Origin of the sequence: Bacillus cereus group sp. MYBKT111-2, assembly GCF_051915205.1 — a bacterium.
GTDB classification, from domain to species: domain Bacteria; phylum Bacillota; class Bacilli; order Bacillales; family Bacillaceae_G; genus Bacillus_A; species Bacillus_A paranthracis.
The window spans coordinates 1-14892 of the sequence record NZ_JBQAEG010000019.1; the positions used below are offsets into that span (position 1 = coordinate 1).

The window sequence follows — 14892 nt, forward strand, 5'->3', positions numbered from 1 at the left end:
TATTAGGCACGCCGCCAGCGTTCATCCTGAGCCAGGATCAAACTCTCCAATAAAGTTAGTTTGTCTAGCATCATAAAATAAAAATTGACGTTTCACGTTGTTTGTTTCGTTTAGTTTTCAAAGTTCAACATCGCGTTTCAGCGACTTTTATAATTTAACATTTTGCGTTAAATCTGTCAACAACTTTTTTCTTTCGTTCCTGACGACGCTTATTAATTTACCATATTAATCATTTGTAAGTCAACACTTTTAAAAAAAATGCCAAAATAAATTTATCTTGGCATGATATAAAGCTTAATAACCACTAATGCAGCAACACCAGGTAGACCTAATAAACTTGTGATTGTTGCGGTGCCCAAGTTAATTGGAATATGAAAATCAAAATACGTTCCTACAACATTTACGATAAAAAGTAATGCTACTCCCAAAGTAACATGAAAGAGCGCTTTTCCTATAAAACGTAACGGCTTAGAAGAAACACCAAAAACAAGGAAAATAAAAACTAACGCAAGAATACCAACAATAATAATTGTAGAATTCATTTTTTCCTCCTTATGAATGACCTATACACATTTATTTGTATGGGACAAGACGATAAAAAAGAACGTTTATTATATAACTCCAGTCGTTTCATCTTATTCACCTTGATTCGGCTACACGTTCTTCACAAAAACCATTAATCGATCTTTCCAAACGAATAAAATAAAAAGGCTCTGCTTTTTCAGCAGAACCTTTTACCATTGTTCCATCTTTACAGGACGACGTTTTGCTTCTTTTAGTAAGAAGAAATATTTCGCCTCTGCTATTTTCAAAGAACAAAGTACATCTTGAGATGGTTCAACACTTTGTTCAACCATTCTCTTTTGACGTAACCATTCATTCTTCACCTTTTCTAATAGTACAATTAGCTTATCATCATACTCTTTACGCAATTTACCCTTTTTTTGAAAGAACATTTTTGTTTCTCCTCTTATACTTCTCTACGACCTTCTAACGCTTTCGACAGTGTCACTTCATCTGCATATTCTAAATCTCCACCAACTGGCAGACCGTGTGCAATACGAGTTACTTTAATACCTGTCGGCTTTAAGAGGCGGGATATATACATCGCTGTAGCTTCCCCTTCAATATTAGGATTTGTTGCTAATATTACTTCTTGTACTGTTTCATCGTGTAGTCGTTTTAAAAGTTGTGGGATATTAATGTCCTCTGGTCCAATTCCCTCCATTGGAGAGATAGCACCACGTAACACATGATATACACCTTGATACTCTTTCATCTTTTCCATCGCGATTACATCTTTCGGTTCTTGTACGACACAAACAACTGATTGATCTCGATGTGAATCGTTACAAATATAACAAGGGTCACGGTCAGTAATATGCCCACATACAGAACAATATGCTAAGTCTCGCTTCGCATTTACAAGTGCTTTTGCAAAACCTAACACATCATCTTCTTTCATATCTAATACGAAAAATGCCAATCGAACCGCTGTTTTCGGTCCGATTCCTGGCAACTTCATAAAACTATCAATTAGTTTTGATATTGGTTCTGGATAATGCATATATCAATATCCTCCTAGAACATTCCACCCGGTAAGTTTAAGCCTTTTGTAAATTTACCCATTGTAGAGTTTGAAAGTTCATCAGCTTTCTTAAGTGCATCGTTTGTTGCAGCTAACACTAAGTCTTGTAACATTTCGATATCTTCTGGATCTACAACTTCTTCTTTCACTTTTACTTCAAGAATTTGCTTATGACCATTTGCAATAACTGTGATCATACCGCCGCCAGCTGTACCTTCAACTGTTTTTTCGCCAAGTTCTTCTTGCGCCTTTGCCATTTCCTTTTGCATCTTTTGCATTTGTTTCATCATGTTATTCATATTTCCCATTCCGCCACGCATCATAATTAATTCCTCCTAATTATTATTACTCTTTTATTTCAATGAGTTCTTGCCCTACTAATTTTACAGCCTCTTCTATGAGAGGATCTTCTTTTTTCTCTGGGCTTTCTTCAGAACTTCCACCTTCACGCTGTAAAAAATCTTCACGGATTTTACCCCATTCACTTTTTGGAATGGCAATCATATTTAATCTTTTACTTAGCAATTCAAATAAAGTTTGTTCCACTGTATCCATAGCCTCTCGATTTTCGCTTGCCATTTTACAGTGAATCTCATATTGGAACGCTAAAACGTAAGTATCATCCGAAGCCGCTACCGGTTCGCTATTTTCTAATAAAACAGCAAACGCTACTTTGTTGTATGCTTTGAGTCTTCCTAACAACTCTCCCCATACAGCTTTTAATTGTTCTAAATCTTGACGCTTCGCTTGCTTTAATACTTCATTTACGCGTCCGACAGGTATCTTCATACTTCCTGTCCGTACTGGCTTTGGTGCTGCACGCGTCTCTCTGACTTCCTGCTGCACACCGGCCGGCACACCATTCTTTTTGACTTGTTCTAACTCTTTCTCTAATTGCTGCATCCTGTTCATAATTGCTTGTAAACGATCTGCACCATTTGCTTGCATCATAAACTGTTGACACAGTTGTACCATAACAACTTCTAAGAAAATTCGCGGATGATTTGTCCACTTCATTTCCTGTTGTGCTTTACTAAGAGTATGAATGATCTCATAGATTACTTCCGGCTGCATTTCTTCACTTAACGTCCGGAATTGCTCATCAACCATTACTCGTTCCAACATATGTTCCAATTGTGGTGAAGTTTGATATAAAAGCATATCACGATAATAGTAAATGAAATCCTCCATAAAGCGAACTGGATCTTTCCCTTTACCCATCATCTCATCTATGATACGTAATGCTCTTGATACATCATTTTCACGTATACATTCTACTAAGTTGCCTAAGTATTGCTGAGAAACAGACCCTGTTACAGCTAATACATCTTCTGTCGTAACGGTCTCATCACTATAAGATATTGCCTGATCAATAAGACTAAGCGCATCACGCATACCACCTTCAGCGGCACGTGCAACAATTTGTAATGCCTCATCTTCTACTTGCGTACCTTCATTGTTCACAACTGTCGATAATCTCTCAACAATATCATTTACTGATATCTTTCGAAATTCGAAACGTTGGCAACGCGAAATAATTGTAGGCGGTATCTTATGCGGTTCTGTTGTCGCCAAAATAAAGATAACATGTCCTGGCGGTTCTTCTAACGTTTTTAAAAGCGCATTGAAGGCACCCATGGAAAGCATGTGAACTTCATCAATAATGTATACTTTATATTCTACAGCACTTGGAGCATATTTTACTTTATCTCTAATATCTCGAATTTCATCTACACCGTTATTTGAAGCCGCATCAATTTCTAATACATCTGAAATAGATCCTTGTGTAATCCCCAAACAAGAAGGACATTCATTACAAGGTTCAGCTACCGGAGCATGTTCACAGTTAATTGCTTTTGCAAACACTTTTGCAATTGTCGTTTTTCCTGTTCCTCTCGGCCCAGAAAATAAATAAGCATGTGAAACTTTCTCTTGAAGAAGGGCATTTTGCAACGTTTTTGTCACGTGCTTTTGACCGACTACATCTTCAAACTTTTGCGGTCTCCATGTTCGGTATAACGCTTGGTATGACACGAAAATACGGCCTCCCTCAAAGGTTATTATCTCATTTATTATAACCCATTCTGTTTATAGATTCCAAAAGTTATTTTCTATACAAAAAACCCACCTTAGTATTAAGGTGAGTTTTGTATACATATATAACTGCCGTGCACCTTCTGTCGATTACGTACCATAAGCGTTACTTAAGCAGTTAGCTCGGTTCAGGCACTCCTGCGGCACACGAGAAGACCCGCTTATTGCTGCTTCCTTCCGGACCTGACAAGGTTCACGGGGTCCCGTTGCGCAGGACCCAAACGTCAACACCACTTACTTAAGGCAGGCCTTACAGCAACATAACCTCGAGAAGGGATTCGGCCTCGCTAGAGCGGATTGCGAGTATAGGGCACCGCTACCTCCCCGCTTAGCACGGCAAAGTTAAAACCAATATTCGGTTGCCTTCATTAAAGGCACTATCAGTATAACTTGTTTTTTTATAAAATGCAAATACGTTAATTCTCTTTACTTTTCTCTAATTTCTTAATCGCTTTTCTTTTTTTACGAAGCGCTCTAAAAAAGTTCGTTAACAGCGTACCGCACTCTTCTTCTAATACACCAGCTACTACTTCACATTGATGATTAAAGCGTTCATCCGTTAACAGATTCATCAATGTCCCTGCACATCCACCTTTCGGATCACTCGCACCATATACAACTCGCTTTACTCGTGATAAAACAATTCCACCCGCACACATCGGACAAGGCTCTAATGTTACATATAACGTCGCATCTTCTAAACGCCATGTCCCTAATTTTTTGCATGCCTCATCAATAGCTAACAACTCAGCGTGAGCTATCGATCTTTGCTCAGTCTCCCTTAAATTATGAGCAACACTAATTACTTCACCATCCAACACTATAACTGCCCCAATCGGTACTTCTTGTATTGCCTCTGCTTTTTTAGCCTCTTCTATTGCTAACTGCATAAAATAAATATCTTGATCACGTTCCATAACATAGTCCTTTCATTACAAATAAAGTACACTTATTTCCATTTACTACACATGGGATAACTTTTATAAATTCAATCCACCCTAAGAAAAAAAGAGAGGGGATTACATATGAAGAATACCGCCTTACTCATTATCGATATGATTAATGACTTTCAATTTTCACACGGGCCTATCCTAGCCAAAAAATGCGAAATTATAACCAATCCCATTTTACAATTAAAGAAAACAATGAAATCCTTCGGTTGCCCCATCATTTATATTAATGACCATTATCAACTTTGGAGGTCTGATATTGACCAATTGATTACTCATTGTACAAATGAGTATAGTAAAAATATCATTCATAAGATCGCTCCAAATGCTGATGATTATATTTTTATTAAACCACATTACTCTGCTTTTTATGAAACACCTTTAAATTCTTTATTAGGCTATTTAAAAATAGAAAATCTAATATTAACAGGTGTCGCCGGGAATATATGTATCCTCTTTACAGCTAACGATGCTCATATGAGGAATTATACATTGTATGTACCACAGGACTGTATTGCATCTAATGATGATCAGGATAACCTGCATGCTTTAAAAATAATGGAAGCCACATTAAAAGCAAATATAGTACCGTCGTTTCAAATAAAATTTAATTAATACATATATCTATTTTCCAACTTTTTATATCAAATTAACCCGCTCGCTTCCCTCTTGTGCTACAATAATTCTGTTTTGTGTTTTTAGTAGTCACGGTAAATCACTGATTGAAAGGAGGAAACAGCGTGACCGGAGTACCATTTATCGCGGTTGAAGGACCAATTGGTGTTGGAAAAACTTCACTTGCGAAGGAAATTTCAACTCACATGCAACTCCACTTACTGAAAGAGATTGTTGATGAAAACCCCTTTTTAGGAAAGTTCTATGAAGACATCGACGAATGGAGTTTTCAAACAGAGATGTTCTTTCTTTGTAATAGATACAAACAATTAGAAGATATTAACATAAAGTATTTGAATCAAAGGAAGCCAGTAGTAGCGGATTATCATATATTCAAAAATGTAATTTTTGCATCCCGTACATTAAAAGATTCTCAATACGACAAGTACATGCAAATCTATCGTATCCTTACACAAGATATGCCAGTTCCAAACGTTATCGTTTATTTAACAGCTAGCCTAGAAACATTACAAAAGCGAATTGCAATGCGCGGAAGAGAATTCGAAAAAAATATGGATCCAAATTACTTACTACAGCTCACAAAAGATTATGAAACAGCAATGGATGCTTTTAAAAAGGACCATCCAGATATCCCAGTATTGAAATTTAACGGAGACGATATGGATTTTGTAAAAAATCCTGATGATTTAAACGTCATCCTATCTGCCCTTCAAAATACTCTCTTAAAGGAGTCGAAATAATAATGAATTTAAGGCAAAAATATGATATACCAAATGACGCAGTAATCACTATCGCTGGAACAGTAGGTGTCGGTAAATCCACTATGACAACTGCATTGGCTAACGCTTTAGGGTATCGCACATCATTTGAAAAGGTAGATTCTAATCCGTATTTGGACAAGTTCTATGCTGATTTCACACGCTGGAGCTTTCACTTACAAGTGTATTTTTTAGCAGAACGATTTAAAGAACAAAAAAGAATTTTTGAATACGGTGGCGGTTTTGTTCAAGATCGCTCTATCTATGAAGACACTGGCATTTTTGCAAAAATGCATCACGAAAAAGGTACAATGACGGAAACTGATTATGAAACATATAAAGGTTTATTTGACGCTATGGTCATGACCCCTTACTTCCCACATCCAGATTTATTAATTTACTTAGAAGGTTCTTTCGATGATATTGTTGATCGTATCCAAGAACGTGGACGTCCGATGGAACAGCAAACACCAATCGAGTATTGGAAAGAGATGCATGGGCGTTATGAAAACTGGATTAACAACTTTAATTCATGCCCTGTTTTACGATTAAACATTAATGAATACGATATTTTAAAAGATGGCGATTCCATTGAACCAATCATAAAAAAAATCGGTCATTTTTTAAAACAAACACGTAAACTTGTAAAATAAAAAACCCGTGCATATGCACGGGTTTTTCTATTAAATTACTTTTTCTTTGTTGGAGCAATAATTTCACTCTCAGGTTTTCCAGCGTTAATACGCTGACGAACAGTACTTGTACTAATATCGTACGCCTCAGCAATCTCTTTAACAGTCATTTCTTTCCCGTTAATTACTGCTGTTAATACTTTACCTGTACGTTTTGGAGCTGCTTCTTTCTTTACAGCTTCTTTTTTAACTTTTTTTGGTGCCTCTACTTTTGTTGCAGTTTGCTTTACATCACAAGTGCAACCACAAAGTTTACGGAATGTATCATCGCTAATAATGCGTGATACATTTGCACCACTGTTTAAAATTCTATTGTTCTTACAGACAGGACATTGTACATAATATAAAGTTTTTCCATCTAAAGGAAACGTTTGTATAATAAGATCCATGTTGACTCCTTTCATATCTATGAAGATAATCATCGGAATATGAGTGTGTAATAAGGACAAAATCGCCTTACACCATACTTTATGATTGGTTTTAAAATAAAAACTCGTTACGTGTGGTAACGAGTTCTCCAATCTCCACTTATATGCGCTGTTGTCAATTATATCTGGAGGAGGTAGAGGGATTCGAACCCCCGCGCGACTCTCGCCGCCTGTCGGTTTTCAAGACCGATCCCTTCAGCCAGACTTGGGTATACCTCCATATTGACATCAAATATAATATCAAAAGAAAAACAGTTAGTCAACCCTACTAAAATAAATTATGAGGAAAGGAAAATTTTACTTTTCCTTTCCTACATCATAGTACTGACAACGCTCATAATTACCAATCACTCATACCGATGAATGTTTATAAATTTACTTAATAACTGTTTTTCCTCCCATATAAGGGCGAAGAACTTCTGGAATTATAATTGTACCATCTTCTTGTTGGTAGTTCTCTAAAATAGCTGCCACCGTACGTCCAATTGCAAGACCAGATCCATTTAATGTATGAACATGTTCTGGTTTGCCGTTTGGCTCACGACGGAAACGGATATTTGCACGTCTTGCTTGGAAAGCCTCGAAATTACTACAAGAAGAGATTTCACGATATGTGCCATAGCTTGGAATCCATACTTCGATATCGTATTTCTTCGCTGCTGTAAATCCTAAATCGCCTGTGCACATGCTCATAACGCGATATGGCAACTCTAATAATTGTAACACGCGTTCTGCATCATTTGTTAATTTTTCTAACTCTTCATAAGAATCTTCTGGTTTTACGAACTTCACAAGCTCTACTTTATTGAACTGGTGCTGACGAATTAAACCACGTGTATCACGGCCAGCTGAACCTGCTTCAGAACGGAAACAAGAGCTAAACGCAGCATATCTTATAGGCAATTGTTCTTTATTTAAGATCTCATCACGGTGCATATTTGTTACAGGTACTTCAGCTGTTGGAATTAAGAAGTAGTCTTCACTTTCAATACGGAATGCATCTTCTTCAAACTTCGGAAGTTGTCCTGTCCCTGTCATACTTGCACGGTTTACCATATACGGAGGTAATACTTCTTCATATCCATGCTCATCAGTATGAAGATCAAGCATAAAGCTAATTAAAGCACGCTCTAATCTTGCGCCAGCACCTTTGTAGAATACGAAGCGGCTTCCTGTTACTTTTCCAGCACGTTCAAAATCTAGAATTCCTAAATCTGTAGCAAGATCCCAATGTGGTTTTGGTTCAAAAGCAAATTCCTTCACTTCTCCCCAAGTGCGAGCTACTACATTATCATCCTCTGTTTCACCAACTGGAGCAGATTCGTGCGGAATATTTGGAATAGATAGCATCAATCTTTCTAGATCTTCTTCAACTGTACGAAGTTCGTTATCAAGATCTTTTACTTTTTCTCCAACTTCACGCATTTCTAAAATTAGAGCTTCTGCATCTTTCTTTTCGCGCTTCAATACAGAGATTTGTTGAGATACTTCGTTACGTTTACTTTTTAGTTCCTCTGTTTGAACAAGTAGTTCTCTTCTTCTCGTATCTAATTCTTCAAAGCGACCAAAATCAGTTAAATCTTCGCCTCTATGCTGTAACTTAGCTTTTACTTCTTCAAAATTTGTACGTAAAAATTTAATATCAAGCATTATATACTCCTCCTTTTATTTTATAAAACACAAAAAACTCCCGTCCCTATATAAAGGGACGGGAGTTAACCCGCGTTGCCACCCTAGTTGAAAGCATTACCGCTTTCCTCTCAAGTAGAAATAACGGCTCTTCACCGGGAATGTTTACTAATCATAAAGATATTCCACATTCCATTCCAGGATGGATTCACAAACTGTTTCTATCGATTTCCACCAACCATCGACTCTCTATAAGAAACGACATTTGTTACTACTTCCTATCAACACGCTTATTTTATAAAATTGTTACCATCAATTTACTATAATCTTATACAAGTTGCAAGTTACTTATACAACTTTTTTCATTTTCGCTTCTTTTACCATTTCTACAAAGTATGCTGTTACACGATGGTCATCCGTTAATTCCGGATGGAAAGAAGCAGCTAAAAACGGCCCTTGCCTTACCGCTACCATGCGATCACCATGTGTAGAAAGTACCTCAACATTATCCGCTACATTTACAACATACGGGGCACGAATAAATACGCCAACAAAATCTTCTCCCACACCTTTAATAGAAAGTGCAGCTTCAAAGCTATCTTTTTGACGTCCAAACGCATTGCGCTCAACTGTAATATCCATAGCACCAATATGTGCTTCGTCATAGCCAATAAGTGTTTTTGCGAGAAGAATCATTCCTGCACATGTACCAAACATTGGTTTACCAGACTTCGCAAATGTACGAAGTGGTTCCATGAAAGCATACTTATCAATAAGACGGCGCATAGTTGTACTTTCACCGCCTGGTAAAATAAGACCATCAATCTCTTCAAGTTGTTCTATACGCTTTACAACAACAGCTTCTGCACCACTTGCTTCAACTGATTTTACATGTTCACGAACTGCACCTTGAAGACCTAGTACACCGATTTTCACCATTTTAAAGTTCTCCTTCAATTACCATCCACGCTCTTGCATGCGTTGCTCTGGTAGTAACGTTGAAATTTCAATACCTTTCATCGCATTACCTAATCCTTTAGAAAGGCTTGCAATTAACTCGTAATCCTCATAATGAGTTGTCGCTTCAACGATTGCACGTGCAAATTTCGCTGGATTCTCTGATTTAAAGATACCAGATCCAACAAATACACCATCCGCACCAAGTTGCATCATTAACGCTGCATCTGCTGGTGTTGCTACACCACCTGCTGCAAAGTTTACAACCGGCAAACGACCAAGGCGTTTAATTTCAAGTAGTACTTCATAAGGAGCACCAGTATTTTTTGCATATGTCATTAACTCATCTTCACGTAGACTTGCAACTTGACGGATTTCTGCATTGACTTGACGCATATGACGCACTGCCTCTACAATGTTTCCTGTTCCTGGTTCGCCTTTTGTACGAAGCATAGATGCACCTTCTGCAATACGACGTGCAGCTTCTCCGATATCACGGCAACCACATACAAATGGAACTGTGTAATCACGTTTATTTAAATGGTATACTTCATCGGCAGGAGTTAATACTTCACTCTCATCGATATAGTCTACCCCTAATGATTCTAATACACGTGCTTCTACAAGGTGACCAATACGGCATTTTGCCATAACCGGAATTGACACCGCACCCATAACTTCTTCAACAATTGTTGGGTCTGCCATACGAGAAACGCCACCTGCTGCACGAATATCTGCTGGTACACGCTCTAATGCCATAACGGCAACTGCGCCTGCCTCTTCTGCAATTTTTGCTTGTTCAGCGTTAATTACGTCCATAATAACGCCGCCTTTTTGCATTTCTGCCATTCCACGTTTTACACGTTCTGTCCCTGTTACATTTGTCATGTTACAAAAACCCCCCTAGGTGAATTGCTTTTCCCCGTTAAAGGCGAAAATTAAGAATACTCTTACATTCTACCACTAACTATCAGATGCTTGTCTACTACTTTTTCATAAAGTCGGTATGAAAAATAGGAATAAGAAAAAGCCCCTACAATGAGGAGCTTTTAAAACCAACCTTTTACTGTATCAACAGCACTATTCCATATACCACTAAAGAAAGAACCAATTCCGCGCATAGCACGAGTAAACCAATTTGCTTCTTCTACTTCAGCTGTTGTTACAAGATCCACTTGCAACGACTTACCAGTTAAAAATCCAGGATCGTTTGTATCTTTTGGCGTAATTACCATTTGACCAAGCGCAGCTCCCTTTTTAATAGGTGCCTCTTGTCCCTTACTTGATTCTTTTAATTCTGTTTTATAAACATCTTTACTTCCTTTTGGTACTGGAAGTGAAATGGCTTGTTTCGTTTGAACTGCTACATCTTTGTCTTTCGCATTTTCTACTCGTACTGTTTCTTGTCCTTTTACTGAAGAACCTTTTTTATACATTTGTTTCATTTCAAAGTTAGCAAATCCATAATCATATAGCTTCTTTGTTTCATCAAAACGTGCTGTATGAGAACTTGTTTTAATCACTACAGAAATAAAACGCATACCGTTTCTTTCAACCGTACCAGTGAAGCAATCTCCCGCTTCTGGAGTTGAGCCTGTTTTTAGGCCATCTACGCCATCATATTCTTTAACTAAGCCCTTTAACATCCAGTTCCAGTTCGACATTGCAAACTTCTCTTTTTCTGGACGGAATTCTTTTTTCGGGATTTTTGCTGTATCTAACACTTTTGGATAATCTTTAATTAAATGTTGTGCTAAAGTTGCAACATCCTTTGCAGACATTTTATTTTCTTCATCCGCTGTTGTTCCTTCTGGATGCATTCCCTTTAAATCTTTATTCGTTAAACCTGTAGAATTGACAAATTTATAATTTTTCAACCCTAGTTCTTTCGATTTATTATTCATCATTTTTACGAAATCTACTTCTTTACCTGCAATTGCTTCTGCTAATGCAATCGTTGCACCATTTGCAGAGAAGATTGCCATTGCCTCGTATAACTCTTTTACTGTATAAGAGCCACCATTTTCTAATGCCACATTTGATAATGAAGCATCCTGTGAAACTTTATACGCATATTCAGAAACCTTAATTTTCTGATCCCACTTAAGCTTTCCTTTATCCACTGCTTCGTGAACTAAATACTCACTCATCATCTTCGTCATACTAGCAATGGATAATAATTCATCAGCATTCTTTTGATATACAATTTTTCCAGAATTCGCTTCAACTAAAATTGCCGCACCTGCTTCAATATTTAAAGCAGCTCCTGTTTCAGCTGATGCATTGCTATATGGTAACAACATACTACAAGCTAGTGTAAGCATTGTTACTAGTGCAATGAATCTTTTGCAAAACATACCTTTCACTTTTGCTACCCCCAATATCTATGTACTCACATAACCGTTATTCTAACATAATCAAAAAAAAATAGACAGAGATATAAAATCTCCGTCTATTTATATATAAGACATTATAATGAGTAGTTTGGAGCCTCTTTTGTAATTTGTACATGATGAGGATGACTTTCAAGTAAACCAGCACCTGACATACGAACAAATTGTGCATTCTCACGTAAGAATTCTAAATCTTGTGCTCCGCAATATCCCATACCTGCACGTAATCCACCAACTAATTGATGAACCGTATCTGCTAAAGGTCCTTTATATGGTACTCGTCCTTCAATACCTTCTGGAACAAGTTTTTTATTTCCTTCTTGGAAATAACGATCTTTACTTCCTTTTTCCATCGCTCCGACAGAACCCATACCACGATATACTTTAAATTGGCGACCTTGATAAATTTCAGTTTCACCAGGACTTTCAGCAACACCAGCAAACATACTACCTAGCATAACAACATGTGCTCCTGCTGCTAAAGCTTTAACCATATCACCAGAGTACTTAATACCACCGTCAGCGATAACTGGGATACCGTGTTTACGAGCTTCTGTTGCACAATCATAAACCGCTGTTAATTGTGGTACACCAACCCCAGCTACAACACGTGTTGTACAGATAGAGCCTGGTCCAATACCAACTTTAACTACGTTTGCCCCTGCTTCAATTAATGCTCTTGTTGCTTCAGCAGTAGCAACATTTCCAGCGATAATATTTAATGATGGATACTTTGCACGAACTTCTTTTACTTTATCAATAACGCCTTGAGAATGCCCATGGGCTGTATCAAGTACGATTGCATCTACGCTAGCTTTTACTAATGCGTCAATGCGAGTCATAGCATCAGCCGTTACACCAACTGCTGCTCCAACTAATAAGCGCCCTTGCTTATCCTTCGCAGAATTTGGGAATTCAATTACTTTTTCAATATCTTTTATTGTAATAAGCCCTTGTAATACACCATTGTTATCAACAAGAGGGAGTTTTTCAATTTTATACTTTTGTAGGATCTTTTCAGCCTCATCTAGCGTTGTACCAACTGGAGCTGTAATTAGCTGTTCTTTTGTCATTACGTCGGAAATTTTGATTGAGTAGTCTTGGATAAAACGCATATCACGGTTTGTAATAATACCAACTAATTTTCGCTCGTCTAAATTATTTACAACCGGTACACCTGAGATACGATATTTCCCCATAAGGTGCTCTGCATCATACACTTGATGTTCTGGAGTTAAAAAGAAAGGATCTGAAATAACACCACTTTCAGAACGTTTTACTTTATCAACCTGCTCGGCTTGTTGTTCAATAGACATATTTTTATGAATAATTCCTAAACCGCCTTGACGAGCCATTGCAATAGCCATATCCGCTTCTGTTACTGTATCCATTCCTGCACTAATTAACGGGATGTTTAACTGTAAGCTTTCAGATAAAACTGTTTTAACACTTACTTCTCTTGGTAGTACATCTGACTTTGCTGGTACAAGTAATACGTCATCAAAAGTCAAACCTTCTTTAACAAATTTAGATTCCCACATAATTGTTCCCCCCATGATACCAGAAATTATTATTAGTAGCTTATCAATTGGTTAAAATACTGTCAAGGACGTATATATATGTTAGAATTTTTAGACAATAAAAGGAGCGTAATATATGCATCAAACACATTGTACTTGGCAGCAACTAAGTTTCTTCTTTTCATCTCAAAATGTACAACGTTATCTTGCCCGTTGTTATGAAAAATCCTCAATACAAAATGCCGAAAAAAAAGGTTTTGAAAATTGTTATCCTTTTATTTATTATTTAGAACACGGGAAAAATTATTACGAATTATATAAGGTAGCTCCCTTTTCGATTCAGCCAATGTTATTGTTTTATGGAATGAGCCAACTTTTTAAAGCATGCTTATTAACTATTGATCCAAACTATCCTGAATCCACTACTGTTTTAGCTCATGGCGTTACGACTCGTAAGCGGAAAAAACAGGGATATCAATTTTTAGAAGATGAGGTAAAGGTACAAAAAAATGGACTATTTACTCATGTTGCAGAACAGCTGTTTCACATGAAACACTTAGAATCAGAAAAGTTTAACATGTTGGATTTAATGGGGAATATTCCTGAATTACAAAACTTATTTCGCTATAGTCAGCGGGGTTCCACTTTATATAAAATTGATTCAACAAATGCAAATGAACTTTCCTTTTCAGTCAATATACTAGATCGACTTCATATGACTTCAGAAAGATTTTCACGTTATATTGAATCAATTTGTAAGCACTTATCCGTGCAACATGTCCCCGGGAAAACGAGCGCATCCAATTTACTTTTTACAGCTCCTATCCAATCGTGGAATCCTATATATAGTACGCCTTTATACTACGAATATCTCGCTGATACTTATTACTTACCACTCACAACTGACCCTAGAAATCCTACACCCGTATTGCCTGAACTTCTCGTTCATTATTTATTGCTCTACAATTTAAGTATGATTTCTAGATACGAAACAGATTGGTGGTATGATTTACTTGGAAGCTATGGCTCTGAAGATTACCCATTTATTTATCAATTTCTTACTATTTCTGCTCAAAAAATTCCTTACTATATTTCGAATTTTTTACTAGCAGAACCGAACCTATTTCATGGGAAATAAAAAAACACAAGTCAAAAGACTTGTGTTTTTAGTTGCTTGGCGACGTCCTACTCTCACAGGGACAAGGTCCCAACTACCATCGGCGCTAGAGAGCTTAACTTCCGTGTTC

The 14892-nt window shown here is 37.2% G+C and carries 16 protein-coding genes, 1 tRNA gene, 1 other RNA gene and 1 other annotated feature; of the genes, 4 read left to right on the top strand and 14 right to left on the bottom strand.

The annotated features are described in order from the left end of the window. Nucleotides 1–272: 272 nt before the first annotated feature. From ACTFNE_RS26985 to tadA, 7 genes are all read right to left on the bottom strand, one after another. Nucleotides 273–542, bottom strand: a complete 270-nt coding sequence (locus ACTFNE_RS26985) for a pro-sigmaK processing inhibitor BofA family protein (RefSeq protein ID WP_001089263.1) — start codon at nt 540–542, stop codon at nt 273–275. A gap of 192 nt (nt 543–734) precedes the next feature. Further along, nucleotides 735–956, bottom strand: coding sequence for a YaaL family protein (locus ACTFNE_RS26990; RefSeq protein ID WP_000466020.1), 222 nt, complete (start codon nt 954–956; stop codon nt 735–737). 14 nt (nt 957–970) lie between these two features. Beyond that, nucleotides 971–1567: a recombination protein RecR gene (recR, locus tag ACTFNE_RS26995; RefSeq protein ID WP_000559169.1), complete on the bottom strand. Its 597-nt coding sequence runs from the start codon at nt 1565–1567 to the stop codon at nt 971–973. A gap of 14 nt (nt 1568–1581) precedes the next feature. After that, nucleotides 1582–1908 (bottom strand): YbaB/EbfC family nucleoid-associated protein, encoded by a 327-nt coding sequence (locus ACTFNE_RS27000; protein ID WP_001996460.1) that lies wholly within the window; start codon nt 1906–1908, stop codon nt 1582–1584. Nucleotides 1909–1933: 25 nt separating this feature from the next. Next, complete coding sequence (dnaX, locus tag ACTFNE_RS27005) at nt 1934–3622, bottom strand: DNA polymerase III subunit gamma/tau (protein ID WP_000121557.1); 1689 nt, start codon at nt 3620–3622, stop codon at nt 1934–1936. Nucleotides 3623–3754: 132 nt separating this feature from the next. Then, nucleotides 3755–4019, bottom strand: an RNA gene (gene ffs / locus ACTFNE_RS27010) — signal recognition particle sRNA large type. Between the two features lie 79 nt (nt 4020–4098). After that, nucleotides 4099–4599: a tRNA adenosine(34) deaminase TadA gene (tadA, locus tag ACTFNE_RS27015; RefSeq protein WP_000439009.1), complete on the bottom strand. Its 501-nt coding sequence runs from the start codon at nt 4597–4599 to the stop codon at nt 4099–4101. A 108-nt stretch (nt 4600–4707) separates the two neighbouring features. On the opposite strand from tadA, the gene ACTFNE_RS27020 reads away from it, so the two are divergent. From ACTFNE_RS27020 to ACTFNE_RS27030, 3 genes are all read left to right on the top strand, one after another. Further along, nucleotides 4708–5247, top strand: coding sequence for an isochorismatase family cysteine hydrolase (locus ACTFNE_RS27020; protein ID WP_000798715.1), 540 nt, complete (start codon nt 4708–4710; stop codon nt 5245–5247). 125 nt (nt 5248–5372) lie between these two features. Further along, on the top strand, nt 5373–6008 hold the full coding sequence (locus tag ACTFNE_RS27025; protein ID WP_270706511.1) for a deoxynucleoside kinase: 636 nt from the start codon (nt 5373–5375) through the stop codon (nt 6006–6008). Between the two features lie 2 nt (nt 6009–6010). After that, nucleotides 6011–6679: a deoxynucleoside kinase gene (locus ACTFNE_RS27030; protein WP_001053585.1), complete on the top strand. Its 669-nt coding sequence runs from the start codon at nt 6011–6013 to the stop codon at nt 6677–6679. Nucleotides 6680–6714: 35 nt separating this feature from the next. Here the strand turns inward: ACTFNE_RS27030 and ACTFNE_RS27035 are convergent, their stop codons facing one another. The 7 genes from ACTFNE_RS27035 to guaB all read right to left on the bottom strand — a co-directional run bounded on the left by ACTFNE_RS27035 (nt 6715) and on the right by guaB (nt 13666). Further along, entirely contained in the window at nt 6715–7107 is a 393-nt protein-coding gene (locus ACTFNE_RS27035; RefSeq protein WP_000364200.1) for a DUF3797 domain-containing protein, read from the bottom strand. 165 nt (nt 7108–7272) lie between these two features. Then, nucleotides 7273–7365: transfer RNA gene (locus tag ACTFNE_RS27040), tRNA-Ser, on the bottom strand. Nucleotides 7366–7521: 156 nt separating this feature from the next. Next, nucleotides 7522–8796: a serine--tRNA ligase gene (serS, locus tag ACTFNE_RS27045; protein WP_000884181.1), complete on the bottom strand. Its 1275-nt coding sequence runs from the start codon at nt 8794–8796 to the stop codon at nt 7522–7524. Between the two features lie 51 nt (nt 8797–8847). Next, nucleotides 8848–9069, bottom strand: a binding site (T-box leader). 54 nt (nt 9070–9123) lie between these two features. Further along, the gene (pdxT, locus tag ACTFNE_RS27050; protein WP_000238781.1) at nt 9124–9714 is read right to left on the bottom strand and encodes a pyridoxal 5'-phosphate synthase glutaminase subunit PdxT; all 591 of its coding nucleotides are present in this window, start codon (nt 9712–9714) and stop codon (nt 9124–9126) included. Between the two features lie 18 nt (nt 9715–9732). Beyond that, a complete protein-coding gene (gene pdxS, locus ACTFNE_RS27055) occupies nt 9733–10620 on the bottom strand; it encodes a pyridoxal 5'-phosphate synthase lyase subunit PdxS (protein WP_000186156.1) in 888 nt (295 codons plus the stop codon). Between the two features lie 161 nt (nt 10621–10781). Next, on the bottom strand, nt 10782–12089 hold the full coding sequence (gene dacA, locus ACTFNE_RS27060) for a D-alanyl-D-alanine carboxypeptidase DacA (RefSeq protein ID WP_141108674.1): 1308 nt from the start codon (nt 12087–12089) through the stop codon (nt 10782–10784). Between the two features lie 113 nt (nt 12090–12202). Continuing rightward, nucleotides 12203–13666, bottom strand: a complete 1464-nt coding sequence (gene guaB / locus ACTFNE_RS27065) for an IMP dehydrogenase (RefSeq protein ID WP_000264079.1) — start codon at nt 13664–13666, stop codon at nt 12203–12205. A gap of 115 nt (nt 13667–13781) precedes the next feature. On the opposite strand from guaB, the gene ACTFNE_RS27070 reads away from it, so the two are divergent. Continuing rightward, nucleotides 13782–14783 (top strand): YaaC family protein, encoded by a 1002-nt coding sequence (locus tag ACTFNE_RS27070; RefSeq protein WP_046199624.1) that lies wholly within the window; start codon nt 13782–13784, stop codon nt 14781–14783. Nucleotides 14784–14892 lie beyond the last annotated feature (109 nt).